Source organism: Streptomyces sp. NPDC037301, from assembly GCF_055602785.1.
The window spans coordinates 7,577-31,515 of record NZ_JBVJWD010000053.1 but is presented as its reverse complement, the minus strand read 5'-3'; the positions used below and the strand labels follow the sequence as shown (position 1 = coordinate 31,515).

Genomic DNA, 23,939 nt, shown 5'->3' with positions numbered 1-23,939 from the left:
CGGCGAATCACCCGCTGAGCGTATACACACGGTGATGTTTTGCCTCGTTTTGTGTCATGGGTGGCGGGGGACGGTTGCCGACGCACCGAGTTCGTCACGACGAGGAGGAACAGGAAGACATGAAGCTGTCGATGGGGAGCGTGTTCAGGACCGTGCTCCGTGGCGTCGTCGTCGCTGGGGCGGCCATGGCGCTCGCGGTACCCGCGACCGTCGCCACCGCCGTGACACCCGGGGCGACGCCGCCCGGTCTGTCCTGCGAGACCGGAAAGCACGAGATCGACGACTACACGGGCTATGCCCTGTGCCGCAACGACGGAAGCACGGCCCAGACCTTCTGGGTGCATCTGGTCTGCGGCTGGTCCCCGGACGTGGACGGTGAACACGTCACCCTCGATCCGGGGCAGTCCGGTCAGTCCACCGCGCACTGTGCGGGTCTCGGGACCGGCATCGGCGAGATCAGCGTCCAGCCGTAGGCGGTGGGCGGTGGAGGGGGGTGGGGGGTGTCCTCCTCCGCTCGACCCTCTCTGCGCCCGACCTTCCGCCGAACGGTTGAGCGGACCGCCCACTACTCGTTACCCTCCGGTAAGTTCGTTCGGGCGTACAGGTGCGGGCGCGCGCGCCTGCCGATGCGAGGAAGGCAGGCAGCCCATGTCCTCAGCGGAAGCCGTCGAAACGACCGAACCGGCCGGCCCGACCGGACTGGCCGACAGCGCACTGGAGCTGGCCGAAGGCCGTGCCACCTCGACCGAGCAGGTATCCGCCGCCCTGAGCCGTATCGAAGCGAGCCAGGGCACCCTCAACGCGTTCAGGCACCTGCGCGCCGAGGCCGCACTCGCCGAGGCCGCCGAGGCCGACCGCCGGCTCGCCGCGGGGGAGCGGCTGCCGCTGCTCGGGGTTCCGGTCGCCGTCAAGGACGACACCGATGTCGTCGGGATGCCGACCTACTTCGGCTGCGACGGTGATCTGCCCGCCGCCACCGCCGACAGCGAGGCCGTACGCAGGCTGCGGGCAGCCGGGGCCGTGATCGTCGGGAAGACCAATTCCTGCGAGCTGGGCCAGTGGCCGTTCACCGAGGGCCCGGCCTTCGGCGCCACCCGCAACCCCTGGAACACCGGGCATACCCCCGGCGGCTCGTCCGGCGGTTCGGCGGCGGCCGTCGCGGCCGGGCTCGTACCCGCCGCGCTCGGCTCGGACGGCGCGGGGTCCGTCCGTATCCCCGCAGCCTGGACCCATCTCGTCGGCATCAAACCGCAGCGCGGCCGGATCTCCGTCCACCCCCACAGTGACGCCTTTCAGGGCCTGACTGTCAACGGCCCTTTGGCCAGGACCGTCGCCGACGCCGCCCTGCTGCTCGACGTGGTCGCCGGACCCCACCCCGACGACCCGCACCGCCCGCCCCCCGTCGAGGCATCGGCCGCAGCCCGCCGTGACCCGGGCAGACTGCGCATCGCCGTCGCCTGGCGCCCCCCGCTCACCCTCACCGGCTCCACGCCCCACCCCGATGTGCGCAGGGCCGTCACCGCACTGGCCGAGGCCCTCGCCCGCCTCGGCCACGACGTCGAGGAGGCCAGGCCCCGCTACGGACTGATCGGCCTCGGCTTCGTCCCCCGCGCCACCGCCGGGATCGCCGAACTCGCCGCCCGCCACCCCGACCCCGCCCTCCTCGACCCGCGCACCCGCAGCGCCCTGCGCACCGGCACCCGGCTGGGCGGCCGGGTGGTGCGCGCGGCCAGGGACCGGGAGGTGCGCCAGCACCGCAGGATCGGAGCGTTCTTCCACACGTCCCGGGCCGGCGCCGGGTACGACGTACTGCTCACCCCGACGACCGCCCTGCCACCGCCCCCGATCGGCAGGTTCGACGGGCTGAGCGCCTGGCGCACCGATGTGACGATGGCCGAGGCCTGCCCGTACGCCTGGCCCTGGAACGTACTGGGCTGGCCCGGCATCAACGTACCGGCCGGATTCACCTCCGACGGGCTGCCCGTCGGCGCCCAGCTGCTGGGCCCCTCCCGCAGCGAGGAACGGCTGATCTCCCTCGCCGCCCAGCTGGAGGCCGACCGCCGCTGGTACGAGCACCGCCCGCCCGCCCCTCCCACCTCGCTCAGACCGGGCGGCGGGCGCTGACCACCCACACCCCCGCCCGCATCAGCACACCCTGTGGGGTCTCGTGCGGCAGCAGCACATCCGTCATCGAGGCCCGGGTGGCATCGGAGACGGTGAGCCCCGGCGTCCGGGAGACGAAGAACTCCACCGCGTCCGCCGCATCCCGGCCCCAGCAGGTGGCCGCGGTCACGCCGACCGCGGCGATCTCCGTGAACCCGGCCGCCCCCAGGACCTTGTGGAGACGCTCCGGCTCCGACAGGGAGGCCATCGCCGTCGCCACCGCGCTCTCCGACTCATGGTCCCGCCCCAGCAGCGAGGCCAGCAGGCCCAGCGTCTTGCCTTCCCCGCCGTCGGCCTGCGGGGGCTGCGGGCAGATGAAGGCGAGCCTGCCGCCGGGCCGCAGCGCACCGGCGATGTGGGTGAACGCGGCGATGTGGTCGGCGAAGAACATCACACCGCCCCGGCTGATCGCCACGTCGTAGCCGGCCGGCTCCAGCGGATGAACCTGCGCATCACCCAACTCGTAAGAAACGGAAGGGAATTGATCTGCGGGGGTGAGGGATCGGGCCCGTTCCAGGAGCGGCTTTGAGATGTCCACGCCGGTGACCCGCCCCTGCGGGGCGCGCTGCGCGGCCATCCGGGTCGTGAGGCCGCTGCCGCAGCCGATGTCGAGGACCCGTTCGGCGGAACCGATCGCCGCCACGTCGAACAGCGGCGCGTCGAATCCGGCCAGCATGGCGTTGTAACGCTCCGGATGGTCGGCCCAGTGCAGGCCGAGCGGCCCGTTCCAGGCGTCGGCGACAGTCATGCGTGCTCCTTCATGGTGGTGGCGAGGGTCGCCTCGATGCGTTCGACTGCGCAGAACGCACCGAAGGCGATCAGATGGACCAGGCAGTGATCGGTGTGCGGCGGTACGAGCCAGGCGGCCACGTCGTCGTCGGTGATCCGGTACGGCGCGCGGGCCGCGAGCAGCGCAAGGCGGGCGCCCGGCAGCTCGTCCCGGCCCGGCAGCTGTGCGCCGTGCGGCGGCAGGGGAGTGACGCCGTCCCAGGCCGCCACCGATTCCCGTACGACAGTCAGTTCCTCGTCGCTCAGCAGCCCCGCGCCGAGATGCGCCGCCGTACGCAGCGCGCCGAATGCCGTGCCGATCGCCGTGCCCGCCGCCCAGCACGGTGACTCGCCCTCCGTTTCGAGCAGCGCCAGGCTCTGGCCGGACATCAGCTCACGGCGCACGGTGCCTGCCAGGGAGCGGCCCGCCACGGTCCGCACGAGGCGGTACTTCTGGGCGCCGCCGGGCAGCATGTCCTCGGTCAGCAGCGACGACACGATCCGGTTGATGAAATGGAAGGCGAGCCCCGTCCCGATGTACTCCGCGGCCTGCTCGGCCGGGAACGGCTGCGCGGTGCTCATGTCCTTTCCCCAGGCGAGCAGTTGGCGGTGCACGGGGTCCTTCGGCTGCTCGCCGCGCCCGATCGTCTCGGCCAGCCGGTGGTCGCCGGTGGCATGCAGCAGCACGGTGTGCGCGGCCACACAGAACGGGCAGCGGTTGACGAGCGACACCCCGGCAGCCACCACCTCCTTGTCCGTGCGCGGCGCCCGCCCGGCCAGCAGGGACTCCCGCATCACGGCCCAGGCACCGGCCAGCAACGGTGGCGCGGCGGAAAGGACGACAAAGGTCGAGGCACGTTCGATGCCGAAATCGGTGCCCAGTTGGGCGTACACATCGGCGACCATGCCGGTCGCCGACTTCGGCGGTACGGGTGAGGTGTAACGGAAAGGTCCGGTCATGGCGACGATGCTCGCCCGCCGAGCCGCCCCCGGTCGTCGTACAGCCGAAGGCGATTGCCGCTGATCCCGCGTGATTCACCGCCGCCGCGACTACTTCCCCGGGAGTAGTCGTGTCCCCGTCCCCGCGGGTGATGCCGCCGCAGCCCTGCGGAGGTTAGGGTGCCGCACATGCGGGGGGAAACGAAGGGCATCGACCGGCGAACTCGCCTGCTGGACACAGTACTTGCCGTCGTTGTCACAGCGGCGGTCACCGCCGCGGCCCTCGTCGCCTCGGCGCCCGGTGCCCTCGACCTGCTGCTCATCGCGGCCGGCGCACTCGCACTGGCCGGGCACCGCAGCGCCCCGCGCGCGGTCCTCGCGGTCGCCACGCTCTGCATGCTCGGGTACGTGATTCACGCCCACCCGGGAAGCTGGGCGGCGTTCCCGGTGCTGGCCGCCGTGCACGCGGCCGCCCGCAACGGACACCGCGCCTGGGGCGTCGCCGCGGGCGCCCTCTTCCTCACCGGCTATTTCACGGTCCTCGCCGTCACCGCACCGGCCACCCAGGACACCGTCGAACGCACCCTTCTGCTGCTCGGCTGGTTCCTCTGTGCAGGCGTCACCGGACTCATCGACAAGAACTGGCAGGCGTATCTGCGCCAGACCGAACAGCGGGCCCTGGACGCCGAACGCAGCCGGGACGAGACCGCGCTGCGCCGGGCGGGGGAGGAGCGGCTGCGGATCGCCCGCGAGCTGCACGACTCCCTCACCCACTCCATCTCGATCGTCAAGCTCCAGGCAGGAGTCGCCGTGCACCTCGCCCGTAAACGGGGCACCGAGGTGGAACCCGCACTCCTCGCCATCCAGGAGGCGAGTGGCGAGGCGATGCGTGAGCTGCGGGCAACGCTGGAAGTGCTCCGGACCGACGTCGTGGAGCCCGGCACCGGGCTCGACCGCATCGACGAGCTGGCCGAGCGGGCCCGTACCGCGGGCATCGCGCTCGCCGTCACGGTCAGCGGCGACGAACGGCCCCTGCCCCCGGCCGTCGACCGGGCCGCGTACCGCATCGTGCAGGAGGCCCTCACCAATGTCGCCCGGCATGCCGATCGTGCCACTACGACCGTCCGCCTCACCTACACCGAACGGGCCCTGACCGTGCACGTCGACGACCAGGGCCCCTGCGTCGCCGGTGACACCGTCACCGCGGGCACCGGCCTCACCGGCATGCGGGAACGCGTCACCGCACTCGGCGGCACCCTTGACGCCGCACCCCGCCCGGCCGGCGGCTTCTCCGTACGCGCGAAGCTCCCCCTGCGCACCGCCGGGACCGTCGGATGACCGACGAAGACGCCCCGGCGATCCGGGTGCTGATCGTCGACGACCAGGCGCTGATGCGGGCCGGATTCCGGGCGCTGCTCGAAGCGGAGGACGGCATCGAGGTGATCGGCGAGGCCGCCGACGGCCACCACGGCCTGGAACTCGCCCGGCTGCACACTCCGGACGTCGCCCTCGTCGATGTACAGATGCCGGTGATGGGAGGCATCGAGGCCACCCGCGAGATCGCCGCCGACCCCTTGCTGGCGGGCGTCCATGTTGTGATCCTCACCAATTACGGCCTCGACGAGTACGTCTTCGACGCGCTGCGCGCCGGAGCCGCCGGTTTTCTCCTGAAGGACACCGAGCCCGCCGAACTCCTGAGGGCCATCCGCGTCGCGGCCGGCGGTGACGCACTGCTCTCGCCCGCCGTCACCCGCCGGCTGATCGGCGAATTCGTCGCCAGACCACCCGACCGGAGCACTGCGCCCGGCTTCGAGACCCTCACCCGCCGGGAGCGCGAAGTCAGCGCGCTCGCCGCTCGCGGTCTCACCAACGAGGAGATCGCCGCACACATGGTGATCAGCCCGTTCACCGCGAAGACCCACATCAGCCGCGCCATGACGAAGCTGGGCGCCCGCGACCGGGCGCAGCTCGTCGTCTTCGCCTACGAATCGGGCCTCGTCGCACCCCGGGAACCCCGCCCCTGAAGGCGGCGCCACAGCAGCCCCGCCCGCCCGGTCCACGCCGGCGGATATTCGCACCGGAGCGCCGTAGGCGGGATCATGTACTGGAACGGAGTGGATGGGTGGTGACCAGTATGGCGTCGGAAGGCCCGCCGTCGGCGCCCGGAGCCGAACCGTCGCAGCCCAGGCCCCCCCAGCACTCCTTCGACACGGCGAACGACGCGACTGCGGTGGTCGCCGCTGCCGGAACGGTCATCGGCTGGACGCACAGCGCACAGGACCTGCTGGGGTACCGCGCCGCCGAGGTGGTCGGGCGGTCCGCCGGCTTCCTCCTCGCGATGCCCGAGGACCCGGTGAGAGTGGCGAGGATCGCCGAGCGGTGCCGTGCGGGCGTGGGGTGGAGCGGTGTCGCCGACGTGCGGCGGCGCGACGGCGGTCGGATCGAAGTGGATCTGCGGATCTCGGCCTCGTTCCACCTGGACGGCCGGGAGTGCTTCCTGGTCTCCGCACGCGAACGGCGACCGGTGCGGACGGTCGGGCAGTCGGTGCTCGATGCCTTCCTGACCAGCTCGCCGATCGGTATGGCGGTGATGAGCCCGCAACTGCGCTACGTCTGGATGAACGAAACCCTGGAACGCATCGGCGGCGTCCCGCGTGAGCAGCGCGTGGGCCGCCGGATGGGCGAAGTGCTCCCGGGACTGGAGACCGACGCCATAGAACCCCTGATGCGCCGTGTGCTGGACACCGGGGTCCCCGTCAACGACTTCGAGTACCGGGGCTGGAGCTGGGCCGATCCCCACCGCGAGCGCGCCTACTCCACGTCGTTCTTCCCCCTGACCGACGGCGACGGCAACGTCACCGGCATCTGCTACATGGTCCTGGACGTCACCGACCGGTGGAAGGCCCAGCAGCGCCTGGCCCTGGTCAACGACGCCGGAGCCAGCATCGGCTCCACCCTGGACGTGATGCGCACGGCTCAGGAGCTGGCCGACTTCGCGGTGCCGCGGTTCGCCGACTTCGTCACTGTCGACCTGCTGGAGCCGGTCGCCAGCCCCGAGGAGCCCGGCCCATGGCCTTCGGGCACAGTGCCTTCCGGTACGGGAGGAGCCGCCGGCTCCGGTGACGGTGGTGCGTCGTCCCGGCCGACGATGCGCCGGGCAGGGATGAGCTCGGTGCGGGAGGGCTGCCCGGAAGCGGTCTACCGGATCGGGGAGCAGGTGGATTCCCTGCCCCCGCCCCACGACGTCCGGTTCCTCAGCGATGGCGAACCCGTCCTGATCCCGGTCCTCGACACCGTCAGGCATCTGTGGGCGGTCGAACAACCCGCCAGGGAAGCGACCATCCGCGAGTTCGGTTTCCACTCCCTCATCGCCGTTCCCATGCGGGCCCGGGACACGGTGCTCGGCCTGACCACGTTCGTGCGATCGGTGAACCCGGCCGCTTTTGAGCCGGACGACGTGCTTCCGGCCCGCGACCTGGTGGCACGGGCGGCGGTGTGCGTGGACAACGCCCGCCGCTACACCCGCGAGCACGCCGCCGCGCTCACACTGCAGCGCAGCCTGCTCCCGCACACGCTGCCCGGCGGCATGGCCCTGGACGTGGCCTCCTCGTACCTCCCGGCGGATGCCAAGGACGGTGTCGGGGGCGACTGGTTCGACGTGATCCCGCTGTCCAGCGCCCGGGTCGCCCTGGTCGTCGGCGATGTCGTCGGACACGGCATCAGCGCCGCAGCGACCATGGGCCGGCTCCGCACCGCGGTGCACACCCTCGCCGACATGGACCTTCCGCCCGATGAACTGCTGGCCCACCTCGACGACCTCGTACTCCGCCTGAGCGACGAGGAACGCGAGGGCGAGTCGAGCGGCACGACCGTGCTGGGCGCCACCTGCCTGTACGCCGTATACGACCCGGTCACCCAGCTCTGCACGATGGCGCGCGCCGGCCACCCGCCCCCCGTCGTCGTCTCCCCGGACGGGCGCGTCAACTTCCCCGAACTGCCCGCAGGCCCCCCGCTCGGCCTGGGCGGGCTGCCCTTCGAGACAGCGGAGATCGCGCTGCCGGAAGGCAGCCTGATCGCCCTCTACACCAACGGTCTCATCGAAGGCAGGGACCGGGACGTCGACCTCGGGATGTCCCGCCTCGGCGGTGCCCTGGCGCAGCACGGACTTCCGCTCGACACACTGTGCGCGACGGTCGTGGAGCAGCTGCTTCCCGTGCCGCAGCCCGACGACGTCGCCCTGCTGCTCGCCCGCACCCACGAACTGAGCGCCGACCACGTCGTCTCATGGGAGGTACCCGCCGACCCGGCAGCCGTCGCGGGCGTCCGGGCCCGGACTGCCGGACTGCTGAGGACCTGGGGCCTGGAGGAGCTGCAGATGACGACCGAGCTGATCGTCAGCGAGCTGGTCACCAACGCGCTGCGCCACGCCACCGGCCCGATCCGGCTGCGGCTGCTGCGCCAGTCCGTCCTGATCTGCGAGGTCTCCGACGCCAGCAGCACATCACCCCGGCTGCGCCACGCCAGGACCACGGACGAGGGCGGTCGCGGCCTCTTCCTCGTAGCCCAGCTCACCCGCCGCTGGGGTACCCGCTACACGCCCGAAGGCAAGATCATCTGGACCGAGCAGGAACTGCCGGTGACGGGAACGTGAGGACGTTCCGGGGAAGCCGTTCACGGCACCGGCGGCAGGCCCACCGCCCACCCGCGCGATGAGCTGCGGGGCGAGCACGGCTTACGGGTCGCAGATGTCATCGGTGAACCGGTCGTGTTCGTCGAGCCATCGGGTGTGGAGCTTGACCGCGGGGCCGGCGATCTGCGTCTCGGCGACGCGCAGCGACGGGGAGAGTGCGGCCGGCTGTTCCATGACGCGCAGCAGCCCGGCGGGTGTCTGCAGGCTGGCGACGACACATACGTTGGACCGCCCGGAAGTGATCGTGAACGAACCGAGCCACGGCTGGGCCGGCAGTTTCCGGGTCAGCGCGTCCAGTTCCGCCGCGTCAACGGTGCACCACAGGAACGCGACGACCGGGAAGGAGGACGCTGTGTCCGTGGCGATCGCGAGGAAGTCGAGGTAGCCGTCGGTCTGCAGCCACGGCAATCTCTGGAGGGTCATCGAGGACCATGTACGCGCCGGCTTCCCGATCGCCGAAGCCCTCGCCTCCGGGATGTCGGTCGCCGGATTCGATGCCGACATTCTGGTGGTCGGGGGAGACGTACGCACGGACCTCACAGAGCCGGGCCGGCCGCAACGGGTACTCGTCCGCGGGGTGTCGGTGAAATGACGCGATGAACCGCCGCGGGGATGGGCCCACACGCAGGTCCGGGAGGCAAGACGGTCGGCCGGGCGGCAATCTCCGTCGGGTCGCGTCGGATGCCACTGGACAGTCCCACGGGGCTACGGCACCCGGGCCGTCCACTCGGACGTACCGAATTTGGTGCGTACGAGTTCCTCGGCCCGGGCCATCTCCTCAGGTGTGACCTTGCCGGGGGTGAGGCCGTGGCGCTTCCGAAAGGATTCGATCATGTTGTCGATGACGGTCTGGCGCGGGAGACCGGTCTGCCGACGGAGGGGGTCGACACGCTTCTTGGCGCTCTTGGTGCCCTTGTCGGACATCTTTTCCTTGCCGATGCGCAGGACATCGAGCATCTTGTCGGCGTCGATGTCGTAGGACATCGTCACGTGGTGCAGCACGGCGCCGGGCCCGCCGTCGGGGCCCACGAGGCGCTTCTGGGCGGCCCCGGCGATCTTCCCGATGTCGGTCGCGATGTCGTTGAGGGGCTGGTACCAGGCTTTGATGCCCATGTCGCCGAGCGCACCGAGTACCCAGTCGTCGAGATAGGCGTAGCTGTCGGCGAACGAGAGGCCGGAGACGAGGGAGTCCGGGACGGAGAGCGAGTACGTGATGGTGTTGCCGGGCTCCACGAACATGGCCCCGCCACCGGATACGCGGCGGACCACCGTGATGCCGTGGCGTTCGGCGCCTGCCGGGTCGACCTCGTTGCGCAGCGACTGGAAGCTGCCGATGATCACGGCGGGCGCGGCCCACTCCCACACCCGGAGCGTCGGCGGACGCCGGCCCGCGGCGACCTCGGCGGTGATGACCTCGTCGAGGGCCATGTGGAGTGCGGGGGACTGCGGGGCCTCGTGGATGAGCTGCCAGTCGTAGTCCCTCCACTCGGTGGCGTGCGCGAGGGCCCGGCGTACGGCGACGGCGACGCCCTCGGAGGTGAGGCCGAGCATCACGGTCGAGGCGGGGAGCGCCGCGTCGATCCGGGCGGCGAGAGCGGCGGCGCCGGTGTTGGCGGGGGCGCCCTCCAGCGCCGCGTCGATCGCGAGGATCGCCTCGTCCGGCTCCAGGAAGAAGTCCCCGGCCACCCGCACGTTGCGCAGTGCCCCGCCCTCGACATCGAGATCCACCACCACGAGCTTGCCGCCGGGGACCTTGTACTCACCATGCACAGCCACGCCTCCAGTTCCGCCCGACTCTCATCTCCACGAATCGGCTCCGATCAGGGACAACCCCGCCGCCGTACGGTTTAATCCGCACATCCGCGGTGCCGGACGTGCTGTCCAGGATCACGCTGCCTGCCGTGCGGACGTGTTACCGATGACGCATCCTGCGGAGTGCGTGGCGATCATGGAGCAGGTCGTACAGTCCGTCCGACCCGCGGTTCCCGGTCGTGCGCATCCTGTCGCGGTCCGGGGCACTCGCCTGAGGGCAGGGCGTGCGTACCGTAGGAGATGCCGTGGATGTCGACCTGCGCAAGCTGCGCCACTTCGTGGCCGTGGCCGAGGAGTTGAACTTCGGCCGGACGGCCGAACGTCGCATCCTTTTAAGCCACCGATGGGCCGGACACCTACAGCCACACCCGACATCCCTCGTCCTTCCGATCCTACGAGTGACCGGAATCAACCCACCAACAACGTAAGGACACCGAGGGCGATGCAGGTCTTCATCACAGGCGGCTCCGGCTACATCGGCCGCTCCACCATTCAGGCGCTGATCCGGCACGGTATCGGGGTGACGGCGCTTGCGCGCAGCGAGCACTCCGCGCGCACCGTGTCGGATCTGGGCGCCAACCCCGTCGCGGGGGCGCTCACCGACACCGACGTCCTCCGCGAGGCGGCCCGCCGGGCCGACGGGGTCATCCACCTGGGGGTGGACTACGCCGAGGGCACGGCGGACGTCGACCGCGCCGCGGCACAGGCACTGCAGGACGGCGCGGGAAGCCGCCCCTATGTGCACACCGGCGGGGTATGGGTGTACGGCGACACCGACGGGGTCGTCGACGAGGACGCCCCGCTGAACCCGCCGCGCATCACCGCCTGGCGGACGGAGAACGAAGAGCGTGTGCTCGCCCGGGCCGACACCGGAGGGCGCCCGGTGGTGGTGATGCCGGGGCTGGTCCACGGCCGCTCCGGCGGGCTGGTGCAATCGTTCTTCGTCGAGCCGGGACGCGCCGCCGGTGCCGTGCCCTGTATCGGGGACGGCTCCAACCACTGGGCGCTGGTCCACGTCGACGACATCGCCGAACTGTACGTCCTGGCGCTGAACGCCCCGGCCGGTTCCGTCTACGCCGGGGTCTGCGGACAGAACCTCCCGCTGGCGGACATCGCCCGAGCCCTCGCCCACGCTGCCGGATGCCCGGGCAGGATCGATTCGCTGACCCTCGACGAGGCCGTGCAGCGGATGGGCCCGATCGCCGAGGCGTTCGCCCTCGACCAGCAGTTCACCGGCGCCCGGGCCCGTCGGGAACTCGGCTGGACACCTGCCCGTCTCGACGCCCTGGCCGAACTGGCCCACGGCTGAACCACCGCCCCGGTGGCGCCGTCCGGTCCCGGCACGACCGGGTGGCGGCCCCGTACAGACTCCCGCACCGCCCGCCACGCCTCGCGTTCCCGACCCTGACCGGCGCGCCGGACAACTCACCGGCGCCCGTTCGGCCGGCGACCACCCGGAGGGCCGCGGCGGACTGACGAAGCGAACCAGGTGCCCCGTCCGGGGCCGTCTGTGGCGTGCCTCGGCCGTCCGAGTGAGGCCGGGGCTGCGCCTCTGCTCCGACGGGCATCAGGGAGAGGGGCACTTGCCCCAGCGGGAAGGCGGTGCCGAATGCGGGGCCTGGAAGTCACCGTGGTGGTCCTCGCGGCCGTGGTGGTCATGACGTGGCTGGCTCGTCGCCTGCGCTGGAACGAGTCGGTCCTGCTGGTGGTAGGCGGCTGCCTGATCGGTCTCACGCCCCACTTCCGCACGCTGGTCCTGCCCCCCGATGTCGTCCTGCTGCTGTTCTTGCCGCCCCTGCTCTACTGGGAGTCGCTGACCACCTCGCTCCGCGAGATCCGGACGAACGCGCGCGGAATCACGTTGCTCGCCACCGGTCTGGTGCTTACCACGGCCGCCGCCGTGGCTGCGGTGGGACACGCGCTGGGCCTCTCCTGGCCGCTCGCCTTCGTCCTGGGCGCCGTCGTCGCCCCTACCGACGCCATCGCCGTGGCGTCGGTGGCCCGGGACCTGCCCCGCCGCATCCGGACCATCCTCCGGGCGGAGAGCCTGATCAATGACGGCACCGCGCTCGCCCTCTACGCGGTGGTGGTCGGGATCGTCGTGGAGGACCAGGTCTTCAGCTGGTTGGGCACTGCCGCGCGCTTCCTGCTGGCCTACAGCGGCGGTATCGCGATCGGCGCCGCCTGCGCCCTCGTCGTGGTGGCACTGCGCAGGCGGTTGCAGGACCGTGTGCTGGAGAGCACCCTGGGCGTGCTCACCCCCTTCGCCACCTACCTGCCCGCTGAGGCCGTGGGAGTCTCGGGCGTCCTGGCCGTGGTCACGTGCGGTCTCATCCTCAGCCAGGCGGGCCCCAAGGTGATCAGCGCAGGCGCGAGAGTGCAGATCACCGCCTTCTGGGAGGTGAGCACCTTCATCCTCAACAGCGCCCTGTTCGTCCTGGTCGGCATGCAGACGCCTGCCATCGTGCGGGCGGTCGGCTCCGTCTCCCCGGGGCGCGCGGCGGTCACCGCCTCGCTGGTCAGTGGCGTGGTGATCGCCACGCGCCTGCTGTGGCTGTACTCCGTTCCCTACGTCATCCGCGCCGTCGACCGCCGCCCGGTCCAGCGCACGCTGCGCTCAGGCGCCCGGCAGAGGTTCCCCATCGCCTGGAGCGGGGTACGCGGGGCCGTGTCGCTGGCGGCGGCCCTCGCCGTACCGGCCACCACGGCCGCGGGCCTGCCGCTCGCGGGACACGGCCTGCTGGTCTTCACCGCCGTGACCGTCATCCTGGTCACCCTGGTCCTTCAGGGGACGACCATGCCCGCGGTGATCCGCTGGGCCGGACTGCGCGGCGATCCGGACGAGACCGCGGAGGAACGCCGCGCCCGTCGTCAGATCGCCACCGCCGCGCTGGAGGCCCTTCCCGACCAGGCCGACCGCCTGGCAACACCGCCGGAGACCGTCAACGCCATCTTGAGCGAACTGCGCCAGTACGCCGCCGAGGACGCGCAGGCGCCCGACACCATCGGTCCCGGTGTGCAGGCGGGGCTCGAACTGCGCCGCGCCCTGATTGCCGTCGAACGCCGCGCCCTGATCCGCCTGCGGGACCGGCGCAGCATCGACGACATCGTCCTGCGCCGTCTGCAGACGGTCCTGGACAGCGAGGAGATCAGGATCGAGCTGGCTCTGCACGCAGTCACCGACCTGTCGGCGTCACCGCCGGCCGGCGGTGAGGGCGATCCACGCCGAGGAAATTCACGGCCCTGACCGGAGCTCCGCGTGACCGCGGCCGGACTCGCCCGATGGAGCTGCTGGAGAAGGTCTACCTCTGATCTTGGCCAGTGCTCCGCCTTTCAGGGCGGGGGTGAAGGCCATCCTTGGCCCGGAGGCGCAGAGCGCCGGAGTGCTCTGCGCCTTTGGGGTGAGGTCGGACGGGGCGCTGCTGGTTTTCGATGTACTGCTTGACGACGGTCAGGGGTGCTCCGCCGCAGGATCCGGCGAAGTAGGAGCCGGACCAGAAGTGTCCGCCCCACAGGTACCGGCGGACATGCGCGTTGTACTCCTGGCGGAGCCTGCGGGAACTGACGCCTTTGAGGGAGTTGACCAGTTTGGAGAGCTGCGCCTTCGGCGGGTAGTGCACGAGCAGGTGGACGTGGTCCTGTTCGCCGTTGAACTGTTTCAGCTCGGCCTCGAAGTCGGCGCAGACCTCCCGCATGATCTCTTCGGTGCGGGTCAGCATGGCGTCGGTGAGCGCCTTCCGCCGGTACTTCGTGACAAAAACCAAATGAACATGCAGGTTGTAGACAACATGGCGACCGGTTCTGACATCGGGATTAGGGTTCCAGCGCGGTGACATAAACCAATGCTATGGTCTCGATCGTGAGTCAAGACACCGTGGTCAAGCGACAGTTCGGGCATCGTGCCCGGCTTGTGCTGTCGCCTGCCGAGGCGTTGAGGACTGATGGCCAGGCGCATGCGGCCCGCACCATGTGGAACCTGCTGCACGCCTGGTGGCAGATGATGCCGAAGGAAAAGCGGACTCTCGGACACGCGGATGCCGCGATTCGTCGGGCCCGCAAGGAGATCGACTTTCTTGCTGTCCTTCCCGCGCAGGCCGCGCAGGCAGTACTCAAGACGTACTTCCAGGCGTGGAAGAACTGCTGGGAGGGCCGCGCCGACGCCCCGAACTTCAAGGGCCGGTTCCGCACGGTGATGTCCGTGGACGTCCCTCAGGGCCGGGACCTGAACATCGTGCGCGTGCACCGCCGCTGGGGCGTGGTCAACATTCCCAAGGTGGGCCGGCTCCGGTTCCGGTGGACCAAGGACCTGCCCGTGGGCAAGCACACAGGCGCGGAGAACCGGATCACCGGGGCACGGCTGGTCAAGGACGCGCTCGGCTGGCACATCGCCTTCCGTGTCCAGACCTTGGAGGTCAAGCCCGAGCCCCACCAGGGGCCGGAAGTCGGCATCGACGTGGGCGTCACCGTGCCCATCGCCCTCTCGGACGGCAAGACGTACGAGCACGGCGAGTGGCTGACGGAGAAGGACAAGGCCAGGCTTCTGCACCTGGAGCGGCGCGCCGCGCAGCGCAAGCGGCACCGCAGGCCCGGCGAGCGCACCAGCCGCCGGCTGCACCGCACCTACGACCAGATCGCGGGACTCCGCGCGAAAGCCAAGCGCCGGGCCCTGGACTGGCAGCACCGGACGACCACCGCCATCGCCCGCACATACGGCACCGTCGTGGTCGAAGCACTCACCATCACGAACATGGTCAAGTCGGCCAGGGGAACCATCGAGGAGCCAGGGAAGAACGTTGCCCAGAAGTCCGGGCTGAACCGCTCCATCAGTGGGGAGGCATGGGGCCGCACGGTCACCCTGCTGACGTACAAGACCGCCCGGCTCGGCGGCACCCTGCACAAGGTCCCCGCCCCCGGCACCTCCCAACGCTGCTCAGCGTGCGGCTTCACCACGCCCGGCAACCGGGAGAGCCAGGCCGTGTTCGTGTGCAAGAACCCCGACTGCGGCTGGTCGGGCAATGCCGACCACAACGCAGCCCGGAACGTCTTGCACCTGTACCGGATGGGCCTCGCGCTCATCCCGGCTGCCGGGAGGGCAGTCGTCAGGCGTGCGAAGCGCGTCAAGCCCGCTGCCGCAAGGTAAGCAGGAATCTCCCGGCTTCAGCCGGGAGAGCACTTCAAAAACCCATCTCCCAGCGCTGCACCATGGCCGGCGCCGGGTGTCCCGGCCCCGCCGTCGCCTTCCCGGATGGCACGGTCAGGGCTCTGGACCTGCCCGCCTCCAGGCCACTCGGCAGCCCCGGACCCCCTTCGAAAAGACGGACCTCGAACTGCCCGACGGCTCGACGCTCGCGCTCTACACCGCCGGGCTGCTTCAGGCACAGCCCGGCGAGTCGGGCCGGGCCGGGCTCGTGGGCCTGCTCGCCCGCTCGCCGGGCTCCGTGCGCGCGACCTGCCGCATGCTGACCGAATCCCTGATCCCCGACCGGCCTCGCGAGGACGCGCGGTGCTCGTCGTCCGTACGCACGCACTGGGCCCCGGCCGGGTCGCGTCGTGGGACCTGCCGAGTGACCCGGCCGTCGTCTCCGCCGCCCGGTCACTCGTCACCCGCCAGCTCGGATCATGGGCCCTGGACGAGGCGGCCTTCGCCACCGAACTCATCGCCAGTGAGCTCGTCACCAACGCAATCCGGCACGCCAGGGCCCCCGTACGGCTGCGGCTGATCCACGACGACGTTCTGACCTGCGACGTCTCCGACGGCAGTAGTACCTCACCACGGCTGCGGCATGCCCGTACCACCGATGAAGGCGGCCGTGGGCTGCGGCTCGTCGCTCAGTGCTTCGAACGATGGGGCACCCGATGCACGGGCGAGGGCAAGACCATCCGGGCCGAACAGAGCGTCGAGATCCTCGCGTGAGAGGTGGCGCGCCGGGGATGACGTCGGCGCCGGTACGGTCCTCGCGACAACCGGGGCATCGGTGATCCAGCGCGCGTCCGGTGATTCGCCGTCCGGGTGAATTCGACACCGTACAGCTCATGTGCAGTGTCATCAGAAGCACTGGTGGGGTTGTCTGGTGATCCGGAGTCCGGCGGGAGGTGTGCACATGGTGCCCAGCAGCGGCAATGCGATGCGCCTGCTGTCCCGTGCCCTCTGCGCGATCACGCTGATCACTCTGGCGACGCTGGCGCACGCCGTCTCACCCCCGGCCTATCAGCAGCCGACGTCCTCGCACATCGGCCTGGAAGGCCGCACTGTTCACACCGTGACCGAGGACATCGACAGTGCCGCTCTCCCCGTAGTGGGGTCCGCCGTCCCGGACTCCGGGGGGCGCGCGGGCGGCAATGGCTGGCGAGTGGGCTCGACTTCCATCGGTAAGCCGAAGCATGCCGCCGACCTCGCGGGTGCTTCCTCTGTCATCTCGCACGCGGTCCGCCGGGATGCAGAGGCAGGCAGTGGAACTGCAAGGCCCGCTCCTGCCGCAGCCGCGGGCGCTGCCGGGTTCTCCTCAGGGTGCGCACTGCGCTGCTGAGCGAACCCGGCCTCTTCGACGTGCCTGCCGGTGGGCGGGGCGCCACGGAAGAGGCCTGCCGTCACAGTAGTTGACGCTCATTGACTCCGCAGGAGCACTCCGTCATGCCCGCAGACGTCTTTGCGGCCATGGGCGCGTTGGTACGCGCCGAGGCCGCCCGGAAAGTCACCTCACCCGCCCCGCCCGTGGACATCGCTCCATCTCCACTCAGCGATGGGTCCGTTCACGGCCCCGGTCCGCTGCCACCGGCACCACGTCCTACGAAGGCGCCGTCCGGGTGGTGGCGCCGGGTTGTGGTCACGCGGCACCCCTGGTGTGTCACATTGTGCCGCCACGACCCCATCGGGGACGGCTCACCCGAACCCCGCCTCTGACTGCTTCCCGGCGGTAGATGGGCCCAGCGGCGTACGCCGCACCGGTCCCTTCTGCCCGGGTGCATTCACCCAAGTCACAGACGCGCCCCGGGCGCATTGGGGACACCCGCCTGACATGCGATCCTTCACCGATCACACCCGCGTCCTTCGCCATCCACCCCTTCGACGCGGCGATTACCCGGCCCGTCCGGCAGTGACGGACGGCATCATCCCTCACCACAAGGGGAGACGCCTAAAACTGCGCGCGTGGTGCTACGAAATCCATATCGGCACCGTGCCTGCCCCTCAGCCGCACGAAGACGCGTTTCTCCCGTTGTGACCGGCACCCGCGTACCCGGCCGCGATCGGCACCCCAAGGGCAGGCGGGACGAGCTCGCAGTCGGCAAACCGCGCGCCGGAGCGGTGGGACGTGAGGTAGCGGCGTCCTTCGTCGTCTTCCTCGTGGCGCTTCCCCTGTGCGTCGGAGTGGCGACTGCGTCCGGCGTTCCGGCTGAACTCGGCCTGGTCACCGGCATTGTCGGCGGGCTGGTGGTCGGCTGCCTGCCTGGCAGCAGCCTGCAGGTGAGCGGCCCGGCGGCCGGCCTGACAGTGCTGGTCCACGAGGCGGTCAGCGCTTATGGCATCACCGTGGTGGGGGTGATTGTCCTGGCGGCAGGCGTACTGCAGCTGGCCATGGGCCTCGCACGCATCGGAGGATGGTTCCGGGCAGTCTCTGTCGCCGTCGTACAAGGAATGCTCGCCGGAATCGGACTCGTGCTGATCGCCGGTCAGCTCTACGCGATGGCGGACGCGACGTCACCGAGGACAGGCCCGGCAAAGATCACCGGCCTACCGGGACTGTTCGCGGGAGCAGTGGGTTCTTCCGAGGCACGGGCCGCACTCGCGCTCGGGGCCACAACCATCGCGGTGATGACCGTGTGGAGACATCTGCCGCGCGCTGTACGACGAGTACCGTCTCCGCTCGCCGGGGTCGGTGTGGCCACCGGATTGGCGGTTCTCTCCGATGCCCCTGTGGCGAAGATCGAAGTACAGGGGGTGTTCCAGGCCATTCAGCCTCCCACCGCAGACGCTTTCGGGCAGTTGGCCGGGGCGGGGCTGGTCGGCACCGTGCTCGCCTTTGCCCTGATCGCCTCGGCGGAAAGCCTGTTCAGCGCAGCGGCTGTGGACCGGCTGCACGACGGGCCGCGTACTGACTACGACAAGGAGCTCGTTGCCCAGGGCGTCGGAAACACGGTCTGCGGGATGCTCGGCGCCCTGCCGTTGACGGCAGTCATCGTGCGCAGCGCGGCCAACGTCCAGGCAGGTGCGCACACCAAGGCTTCCCGCGTACTGCACGGCGTCTGGCTTCTGCTGTTCGCCGCGATCCTGCCGTCCGCCCTCTCCGCGGTGCCGCTCGCCTCACTGGCCGGGGTCCTGATCTACTCGGGCGGCAAGCTGATCCCCGTCAGGGAATGGCGCGGACTGTGGCGCGAACAACGCGGAGAGGCCGTGATCCTCGTAGCAACGGCAGCCTCGATCGTCGTGGTCAACATGTTCGAAGGCGTGCTGATCGGCCTGGCGTTCGCCGTGGCCAAGACTGCTTGGGACACCTCCCACCTGCGCTTGGAGGTGTCCGATCAGGGCAATGGGCCGGTCAGGGTGTACATGACCGGCAACGCCACCTTTCTGCGACTGCCGAAGATGCTGGACGCGTTGGAGGCACTGCCCCGAAACCGCAGCGTGGAAATCGACCTGACGGGCCTGCGCCACCTTGACCACGCATGCCGCACTGCATTGTCCGCATGGGCGGAGCCGCGCAATGAAGGACGCACCCAACCGGTCACCGTCATCGATGCCTCATGAGCCGGTCCACGCACTCGGACACATCCGACAGGCGACGAGTCTTCCGCACGCAGACCGGCAGCGTCGGAGGAGTCCCACATGTGACGGTGTGGAGCCTCGGCCACTACGGATGCCGGCCCGAGTCGCATGGCGAGGAGGATCGTTCAGATGGCCGATGCGCGGCGCCGGGCCCGTCGTTGCCGATGGCACCGCCGAGGAAGACGCCCGCGGAGCACACCGCTGGGCTCACCGGCTGAGTTCCTTATCAGATTCGCATTGCTCGTGCCGTCTCGATGAGGTATTTCACCCTTAACTCCCCATAAATGCGCATCGCTTCCTGTTCGGCGATACGGTCGGGGGCGTGCCATCCGTTGTTGCCCCGGGGTCGGGTGTTCGCCGCCTCGTCATCACTCTGCTCCTGAGCCTGGCGATCGCCGCCGTGGCCCATGTGCTGACATGTGGTGTGCAGGCGCAGGACGGACACCACGTGTCGCTCCTCAGCGGTCCGCTGCCCGCATCCGACCCCCATGTGCGGGACATGGGGCCCGTGTTGGGCACGGCGGAAACCACCGACCGCGACGTGTCCGAGACCGGGCATCATCCAGCGACTCCCGGCGGATGCTGTGATTCGGCGGTGCTCCTGGTCGAGGCGCCGACGCGCTCCGGGCTCCCCCTCCTGGCGGCGCTGCTGTACAACCTGGCAGCGTGGGGACTCATGGAGGCGGGCCTCTCGAGTCCGTCGCGGCGCCGTCCCGTCGGTCTCGCAGTCGGCGGGACGCCATGCCCCACGGGATTCTCTCTGCTGCAACTGGTCTGCGTCAGCCGTACGTGACACGGCTCGGTGCGCCCGGCCGCTCCCGCGACCGCCCGCACGAGCCGCCCGTACCCGTACCGCTCTCACACGACGGCCCCGACCCGGTTCGCGGCCGTGGAAAGACCAGGTCGCCATGACCGCTGCCATGCGCAGCATCTCCACCGACGACGTGCACGCCTTCGTGGCGGCACACGGACTCCCCGAACCGGCAGGTGCGCCCCGCCGCACCCCCGCCGGCATGGTGGGCAACACCCCGGTCCTCTGGGTCGGAAGCCCTTTCACTCCCGCCGGCCGAGGCTTCTGGGCCAAGTTGGAGGGCGCCAATCCCGGCGGCATCAAGGACCGCCCGGCTCTTCACATGGTGGCGGCTGCCCGGGCCCGCGGAGAGCTCCGGCCCGAGGCGCCCGTCATCGAGTCCACCAGCGGGACGCTCGGACTCGGTCTCGCGCTCGCGGGCATCACCTACGGCCATCCGGTCACTCTGGTCACCGACCCCGGCATGGAACCGCTCATGGTCCACCAGCTCCGCGCCCTCGGCGCCCGGGTGGAGGTGGTGGCAGAACCGAGTCGGGCCGGCGGCTGGCAGCAGGCGCGCAGGGATCGTGTCCGCTCCCTGCTCGCCGCGCATCCGGGCTCCTGGTGCCCCGACCAGTACCACAACCCGGACAACCCGGCGGCGTACGCGAATCTTGCCCTCGAACTCGTCGTACAACTCGGCCGGGTGGACGTGCTCGTGGCCGCCGTCGGAACGGGCGGGCACTCGGCCGGGACCGCCCGTGCCCTGCGCGCGATCTCGCCGGGCGTGCGGCTGGTCGGCGTCGACTCGGTGCGCTCCACCATCTTCGGCCAGCCCGCCGGTGTCCGTCTGATGCGGGGCCTGGGCAGCAGCATCCATCCGCGCAACGTCGACCACGCTGCCTTCGACGAGGCCCATTGGGTCGCACCGAACGAGGCGGTCCGGGCGGCCCGACAGCTGGCGAGGCACCACTGTGCGAGCGGCGGCTGGAGCGTCGGCGCCGTTGCGCTGGTGGCCGGCTGGCTCGCCCGCACCCACACCCCGGGTACCCGCATCGCGGCGATCTTCCCCGACGGAGTCCACCGCTACTGGGACACGGTCTACAACGACGACTACTGCCGCACGCACGACCTTCTCTCACGTGGGCCCGCTGACGACCCCGATGAGATCGCCCATCCCGGCGAGCGCGTCGTGGAGCGCTGGACGCGCTGTGTGAACATCACCGCGCCCCGCGCCGACGAGGAGGCCACACGATGAGGGAGCTCGCCCGGCAGTTCCGTTCCTTCGACGGTGCCGTACGGCTGTTGATGGTCCAGCAGTTCACCATCAACACGGCGTTCTACATGCTCATGCCCTACCTTGCGATCCACCTCTCGGGCGGCCTGGGCATGGCAGCCTGGGCGGTCGGACTCGTGCTCGGCGTAAGGAACTTCAGCCAGCAGGGCATGTTCCTCATCGGCGGCACGCTCGCGGACCGGCTCGGCTGCAAGAGCGTGATCACCGCCGGATGCGTGCTGCGGACCGTCGGCTTCGGACTGCTCGGCTTCGTCGACTCGCTGCCCGCGCTGATCGTCGCGTCGGCGCTGACGGGCTTCGCGGGGGCGTTGTTCAACCCGGCTGTGCGGGCCCTGCTCGCACGGGAAGCGGGGGAGCGACGGGTGGAGGCGTTCGCGCTGTTCAACGTCTTCTACCAAGTGGGCATGTTCGCCGGCCCCTTGATCGGCCTTGCCCTGATCGCACTGAATTTCCGGCTGGTGTGCGCGGTGGCGGCACTGCTCTTCCTCGGACTCACCCTCGTGCAGGTCAAGGTCCTGCCCGACCGCGGGCGCCCGCCGGCTGCGAAGGAGCGGCGCCAAGGAGTGCTCGCCGACTGGCGCACTGTCGTGTCCAACCGCCCCTTCCTGCTCTTTTCCGCAGCAATGATCGGCTCGTACGTCCTGTCCTTCCAGGTCTACCTGGCGCTGCCGTTGCAGGCGCAGCGGGTGGCCCCGGGGAGCGGGGACGGTGTCACCACGTCGCTCTTCGCCGTATCGGCGGGTGTCGCCGCGGCCGGGCAGCTGCGCATCACCGCCTGGGCGCGGGCGCGTTGGTCTCCGGGCCGGTCTGTCGTGTACGGCTTGACGCTGATGGGCGGCGCCTTCGCACCGCTCCTTGTCGCGGGCGCACCGCCCCGGGGCGAGGGACTGCTGATCCGGGCGGTGGCCCTGGCACCGCTGTTCCTTGCGGCCGCCCTGCTCGCTCTCGGTACGGCCCTGGTGTATCCGTTCGAGATGGACACCGTCGTCGCGTTCTCCGGCGAGCGGCTGGTCGCCACCCACTACGGCCTGTACAACACCGTCTCGGGCGTCGGGATCACCGTCGGGAACCTTGCGACCGGCGCCGTGTGGGATGCCTCCACTGAGCAACCGCGTCTGCCCTGGCTCGTGTTGTGCATCGTGGGCGTCGTGTGCGCCGCAGCGATCGCAGGCTTGACGCGCACCGGGAGACTTGGGCCTCTCCGGGTCGGCCGGGCGGGGGAACCGGTTCCGCAGCGGTGAGGCAACGCCGTCCGGCGCGATGGCCCGCTCAGCTCACCGGGAAAACTGGGCGCATGGGGAAAACGGCCTCGACGTGGTCCTGCCGTTCCTCGGCATCAAGCTGATCGGCCTGGTCGTCTCCGTGGTCCGACCCGGGACGGCCCGGTCGTCAGAAGGGCGTCAAGGACGGACCGGCCCTCTTGAAGTCTCTGTGGGCAGGCGAGTTGGATGAACGATGTGAACAGCAGTCTGCGCCATGACGACCGGCCGCCGCATACGGTGCCGCCGGTCCTGCACGCTGCTCACCTGCCGGTGCGTTGAGGCACTCGCTCTGAACGCCTGAGGCGGCCGCTCCTTTGCATGCGGGCCGGCCGGCCGTACGCACCACCATCCTCCGCACGGCCGACGCACTTCCCCTGCCCGAACAGGGAGACAGCTGCGCGGCCGTGCCCGTTTCCAGGAATTGATCATGCCTTCTTCCTCCCTGTCCTCCCAGCCTTCCCTTTCCGGACGGACCGTGCTGGTCACCGGAGCCACCTCCGGCATCGGCCGGGAGACCGCGCGCCAGTCGGCCGAGCGCGGCGCCACCGTCCTCGTCCACGGCCGTACCGCCGAAGAGGCGCGTGCGGTGTCCGACGAGCTTGTCGCCGTGGCCGGCATCGACAGGGGACTCCTGTGCTCGTTCGCGGCCGACTTCACCCGTCTCGAGGAGGTCGAACAACTCGCTCACCGGGTGGCCGAGGAGCACCCGAGCCTGGATGTTCTGGTCAACAACGCGGCCATGGCCGCCCCCGAGCGGCACACCGTCACCGCGGACGGCAACGAGATCACGTTCCAGGTCAACTTCCTCGCCCACTACCTGCTCACCCATCTGCTGGAGCCCGCCCTCACGCGCGCAACCGGCGGCCGGGTCGTGAGCGTCTCGTCTTCGCTGCACCGCACCGCCTCGGTCCGGTGGAGCGATCCGAACCGCTCCCGTAACTACTCCCGCCTCGCCGCCTACGCCCAGTCGCAGTTGGCTCTCACGGTCTTCGCCGCCGACCCGCGCGTGACCGCGGTCTCCGTCCACCCCGGTATCTGCGACACCGCTCTGCTGCCTCTGTACTCCCTCGAGGGGGCTACGGCCGCCGAAGGCGCCGCACATGTCGTGCGGCTGTGCGACCCGGCGACCGAGATCGTCAACGGTGCTTACTACGACCGGGATCAGTGCGTCGAGCCGGCCCCGGCCGCCACCGAGACGCGCACCGTCGAGCGACTGAACAGGCTCGCCTCCCTGCTCGTCGGCCAGAACGCCTGAAGGAGGCACAGATGCCCAAGCGCGCACGCAAGAAGAAGGCCAACCACGGCAGCAAGGCCGGCCAGAGCTAAACCCTGTGCGGGGGGGGGCCCCCGGGGGCGCCCCCCCCCCCAACCCAGGGGTTTTCCCTCTTGTCCCAAACCCAGCTCCCCCTCAACATTCTTCCCCCCCCCCCCGGTTGGTTTCCCGTCTGGGCGCTAGG

Annotated in this window: 19 protein-coding genes and 1 pseudogene; 15 read left to right on the top strand and 5 right to left on the bottom strand. The window is 70.4% G+C overall.

Features of this window, described 5'->3' with window-relative positions; genetic code table 11:
• Positions 1-119: 119 nt before the first annotated feature.
• Entirely contained in the window at positions 120-473 is a 354-nt protein-coding gene (locus ACZ7IB_RS41310; protein ID WP_470919889.1) for a hypothetical protein, read from the top strand.
• 175 nt (positions 474-648) lie between these two features.
• Positions 649-2,124, top strand: coding sequence for an amidase (locus ACZ7IB_RS41305; RefSeq protein WP_470919888.1), 1,476 nt, complete (start codon positions 649-651; stop codon positions 2,122-2,124).
• Here the strand turns inward: ACZ7IB_RS41305 and ACZ7IB_RS41300 are convergent.
• A complete protein-coding gene (locus ACZ7IB_RS41300; protein WP_470919887.1) occupies positions 2,102-2,911 on the bottom strand; it encodes a class I SAM-dependent methyltransferase in 810 nt (269 codons plus the stop codon). The genes ACZ7IB_RS41305 and ACZ7IB_RS41300 overlap by 23 nt on opposite strands.
• Entirely contained in the window at positions 2,908-3,891 is a 984-nt protein-coding gene (locus ACZ7IB_RS41295; protein ID WP_470919885.1) for a carboxymuconolactone decarboxylase family protein, read from the bottom strand. The genes ACZ7IB_RS41300 and ACZ7IB_RS41295 overlap by 4 nt, the downstream gene beginning before the upstream one ends.
• 168 nt (positions 3,892-4,059) lie before the next feature.
• On the opposite strand from ACZ7IB_RS41295, the gene ACZ7IB_RS41290 reads away from it, so the two are divergent.
• The 3 genes from ACZ7IB_RS41290 to ACZ7IB_RS41280 all read left to right on the top strand — a co-directional run bounded on the left by ACZ7IB_RS41290 (position 4,060) and on the right by ACZ7IB_RS41280 (position 8,521).
• Positions 4,060-5,208 (top strand): sensor histidine kinase, encoded by a 1,149-nt coding sequence (locus tag ACZ7IB_RS41290; RefSeq protein WP_470919883.1) that lies wholly within the window; start codon positions 4,060-4,062, stop codon positions 5,206-5,208.
• Positions 5,205-5,894, top strand: a complete 690-nt coding sequence (locus ACZ7IB_RS41285) for a response regulator (RefSeq protein ID WP_470919881.1) — start codon at positions 5,205-5,207, stop codon at positions 5,892-5,894. The genes ACZ7IB_RS41290 and ACZ7IB_RS41285 overlap by 4 nt, the downstream gene beginning before the upstream one ends.
• A 110-nt stretch (positions 5,895-6,004) precedes the next feature.
• Positions 6,005-8,521 (top strand): SpoIIE family protein phosphatase, encoded by a 2,517-nt coding sequence (locus tag ACZ7IB_RS41280; RefSeq protein WP_470919908.1) that lies wholly within the window; start codon positions 6,005-6,007, stop codon positions 8,519-8,521.
• Between the two features lie 81 nt (positions 8,522-8,602).
• On the opposite strand, the gene ACZ7IB_RS41275 is transcribed toward ACZ7IB_RS41280, so the two are convergent.
• Positions 8,603-8,983: a hypothetical protein gene (locus ACZ7IB_RS41275; protein WP_470919880.1), complete on the bottom strand. Its 381-nt coding sequence runs from the start codon at positions 8,981-8,983 to the stop codon at positions 8,603-8,605.
• A gap of 282 nt (positions 8,984-9,265) precedes the next feature.
• Complete coding sequence (locus tag ACZ7IB_RS41270) at positions 9,266-10,330, bottom strand: lipoate--protein ligase family protein (protein WP_470919906.1); 1,065 nt, start codon at positions 10,328-10,330, stop codon at positions 9,266-9,268.
• A 484-nt stretch (positions 10,331-10,814) separates the two neighbouring features.
• Between ACZ7IB_RS41270 and ACZ7IB_RS41265 the strand changes: the two genes are divergently transcribed.
• Both ACZ7IB_RS41265 and ACZ7IB_RS41260 read left to right on the top strand, forming a co-directional pair.
• Complete coding sequence (locus ACZ7IB_RS41265) at positions 10,815-11,681, top strand: NAD-dependent epimerase/dehydratase family protein (RefSeq protein ID WP_470919878.1); 867 nt, start codon at positions 10,815-10,817, stop codon at positions 11,679-11,681.
• A 300-nt stretch (positions 11,682-11,981) separates the two neighbouring features.
• Positions 11,982-13,619 carry a Na+/H+ antiporter gene (locus ACZ7IB_RS41260; RefSeq protein WP_470919877.1) on the top strand — a complete coding sequence of 546 codons (1,638 nt, stop codon included), beginning with the start codon at positions 11,982-11,984 and terminating at the stop codon, positions 13,617-13,619.
• A 166-nt stretch (positions 13,620-13,785) separates the two neighbouring features.
• Here ACZ7IB_RS41260 and tnpA read toward each other — a convergent pair.
• Positions 13,786-14,208 (bottom strand): annotated as a pseudogene (gene tnpA, locus ACZ7IB_RS41255) (IS200/IS605 family transposase); the annotation flags it as partial.
• A 23-nt stretch (positions 14,209-14,231) separates the two neighbouring features.
• Between tnpA and ACZ7IB_RS41250 the strand changes: the two are divergent.
• The 8 genes from ACZ7IB_RS41250 to ACZ7IB_RS41215 all read left to right on the top strand — a co-directional run bounded on the left by ACZ7IB_RS41250 (position 14,232) and on the right by ACZ7IB_RS41215 (position 23,737).
• Complete coding sequence (locus ACZ7IB_RS41250) at positions 14,232-15,512, top strand: RNA-guided endonuclease InsQ/TnpB family protein (protein WP_470919875.1); 1,281 nt, start codon at positions 14,232-14,234, stop codon at positions 15,510-15,512.
• Positions 15,513-15,875: 363 nt separating this feature from the next.
• Entirely contained in the window at positions 15,876-16,286 is a 411-nt protein-coding gene (locus tag ACZ7IB_RS41245) for an ATP-binding protein (RefSeq protein ID WP_470919873.1), read from the top strand.
• Between the two features lie 187 nt (positions 16,287-16,473).
• Complete coding sequence (locus tag ACZ7IB_RS41240; RefSeq protein ID WP_470919872.1) at positions 16,474-16,899, top strand: hypothetical protein; 426 nt, start codon at positions 16,474-16,476, stop codon at positions 16,897-16,899.
• Positions 16,900-17,675: 776 nt separating this feature from the next.
• Positions 17,676-19,115: a SulP family inorganic anion transporter gene (locus tag ACZ7IB_RS41235; protein WP_470919905.1), complete on the top strand. Its 1,440-nt coding sequence runs from the start codon at positions 17,676-17,678 to the stop codon at positions 19,113-19,115.
• Positions 19,116-19,455: 340 nt separating this feature from the next.
• A complete protein-coding gene (locus ACZ7IB_RS41230; protein ID WP_470919870.1) occupies positions 19,456-19,926 on the top strand; it encodes a hypothetical protein in 471 nt (156 codons plus the stop codon).
• 115 nt (positions 19,927-20,041) lie between these two features.
• Entirely contained in the window at positions 20,042-21,181 is a 1,140-nt protein-coding gene (locus ACZ7IB_RS41225; RefSeq protein ID WP_470919869.1) for a PLP-dependent cysteine synthase family protein, read from the top strand.
• Positions 21,178-22,461: an MFS transporter gene (locus tag ACZ7IB_RS41220; RefSeq protein ID WP_470919868.1), complete on the top strand. Its 1,284-nt coding sequence runs from the start codon at positions 21,178-21,180 to the stop codon at positions 22,459-22,461. The genes ACZ7IB_RS41225 and ACZ7IB_RS41220 overlap by 4 nt, the downstream gene beginning before the upstream one ends.
• Positions 22,462-22,909: 448 nt before the next feature.
• Positions 22,910-23,737 carry an SDR family NAD(P)-dependent oxidoreductase gene (locus tag ACZ7IB_RS41215; protein WP_470919866.1) on the top strand — a complete coding sequence of 276 codons (828 nt, stop codon included), beginning with the start codon at positions 22,910-22,912 and terminating at the stop codon, positions 23,735-23,737.
• Positions 23,738-23,939 lie beyond the last annotated feature (202 nt).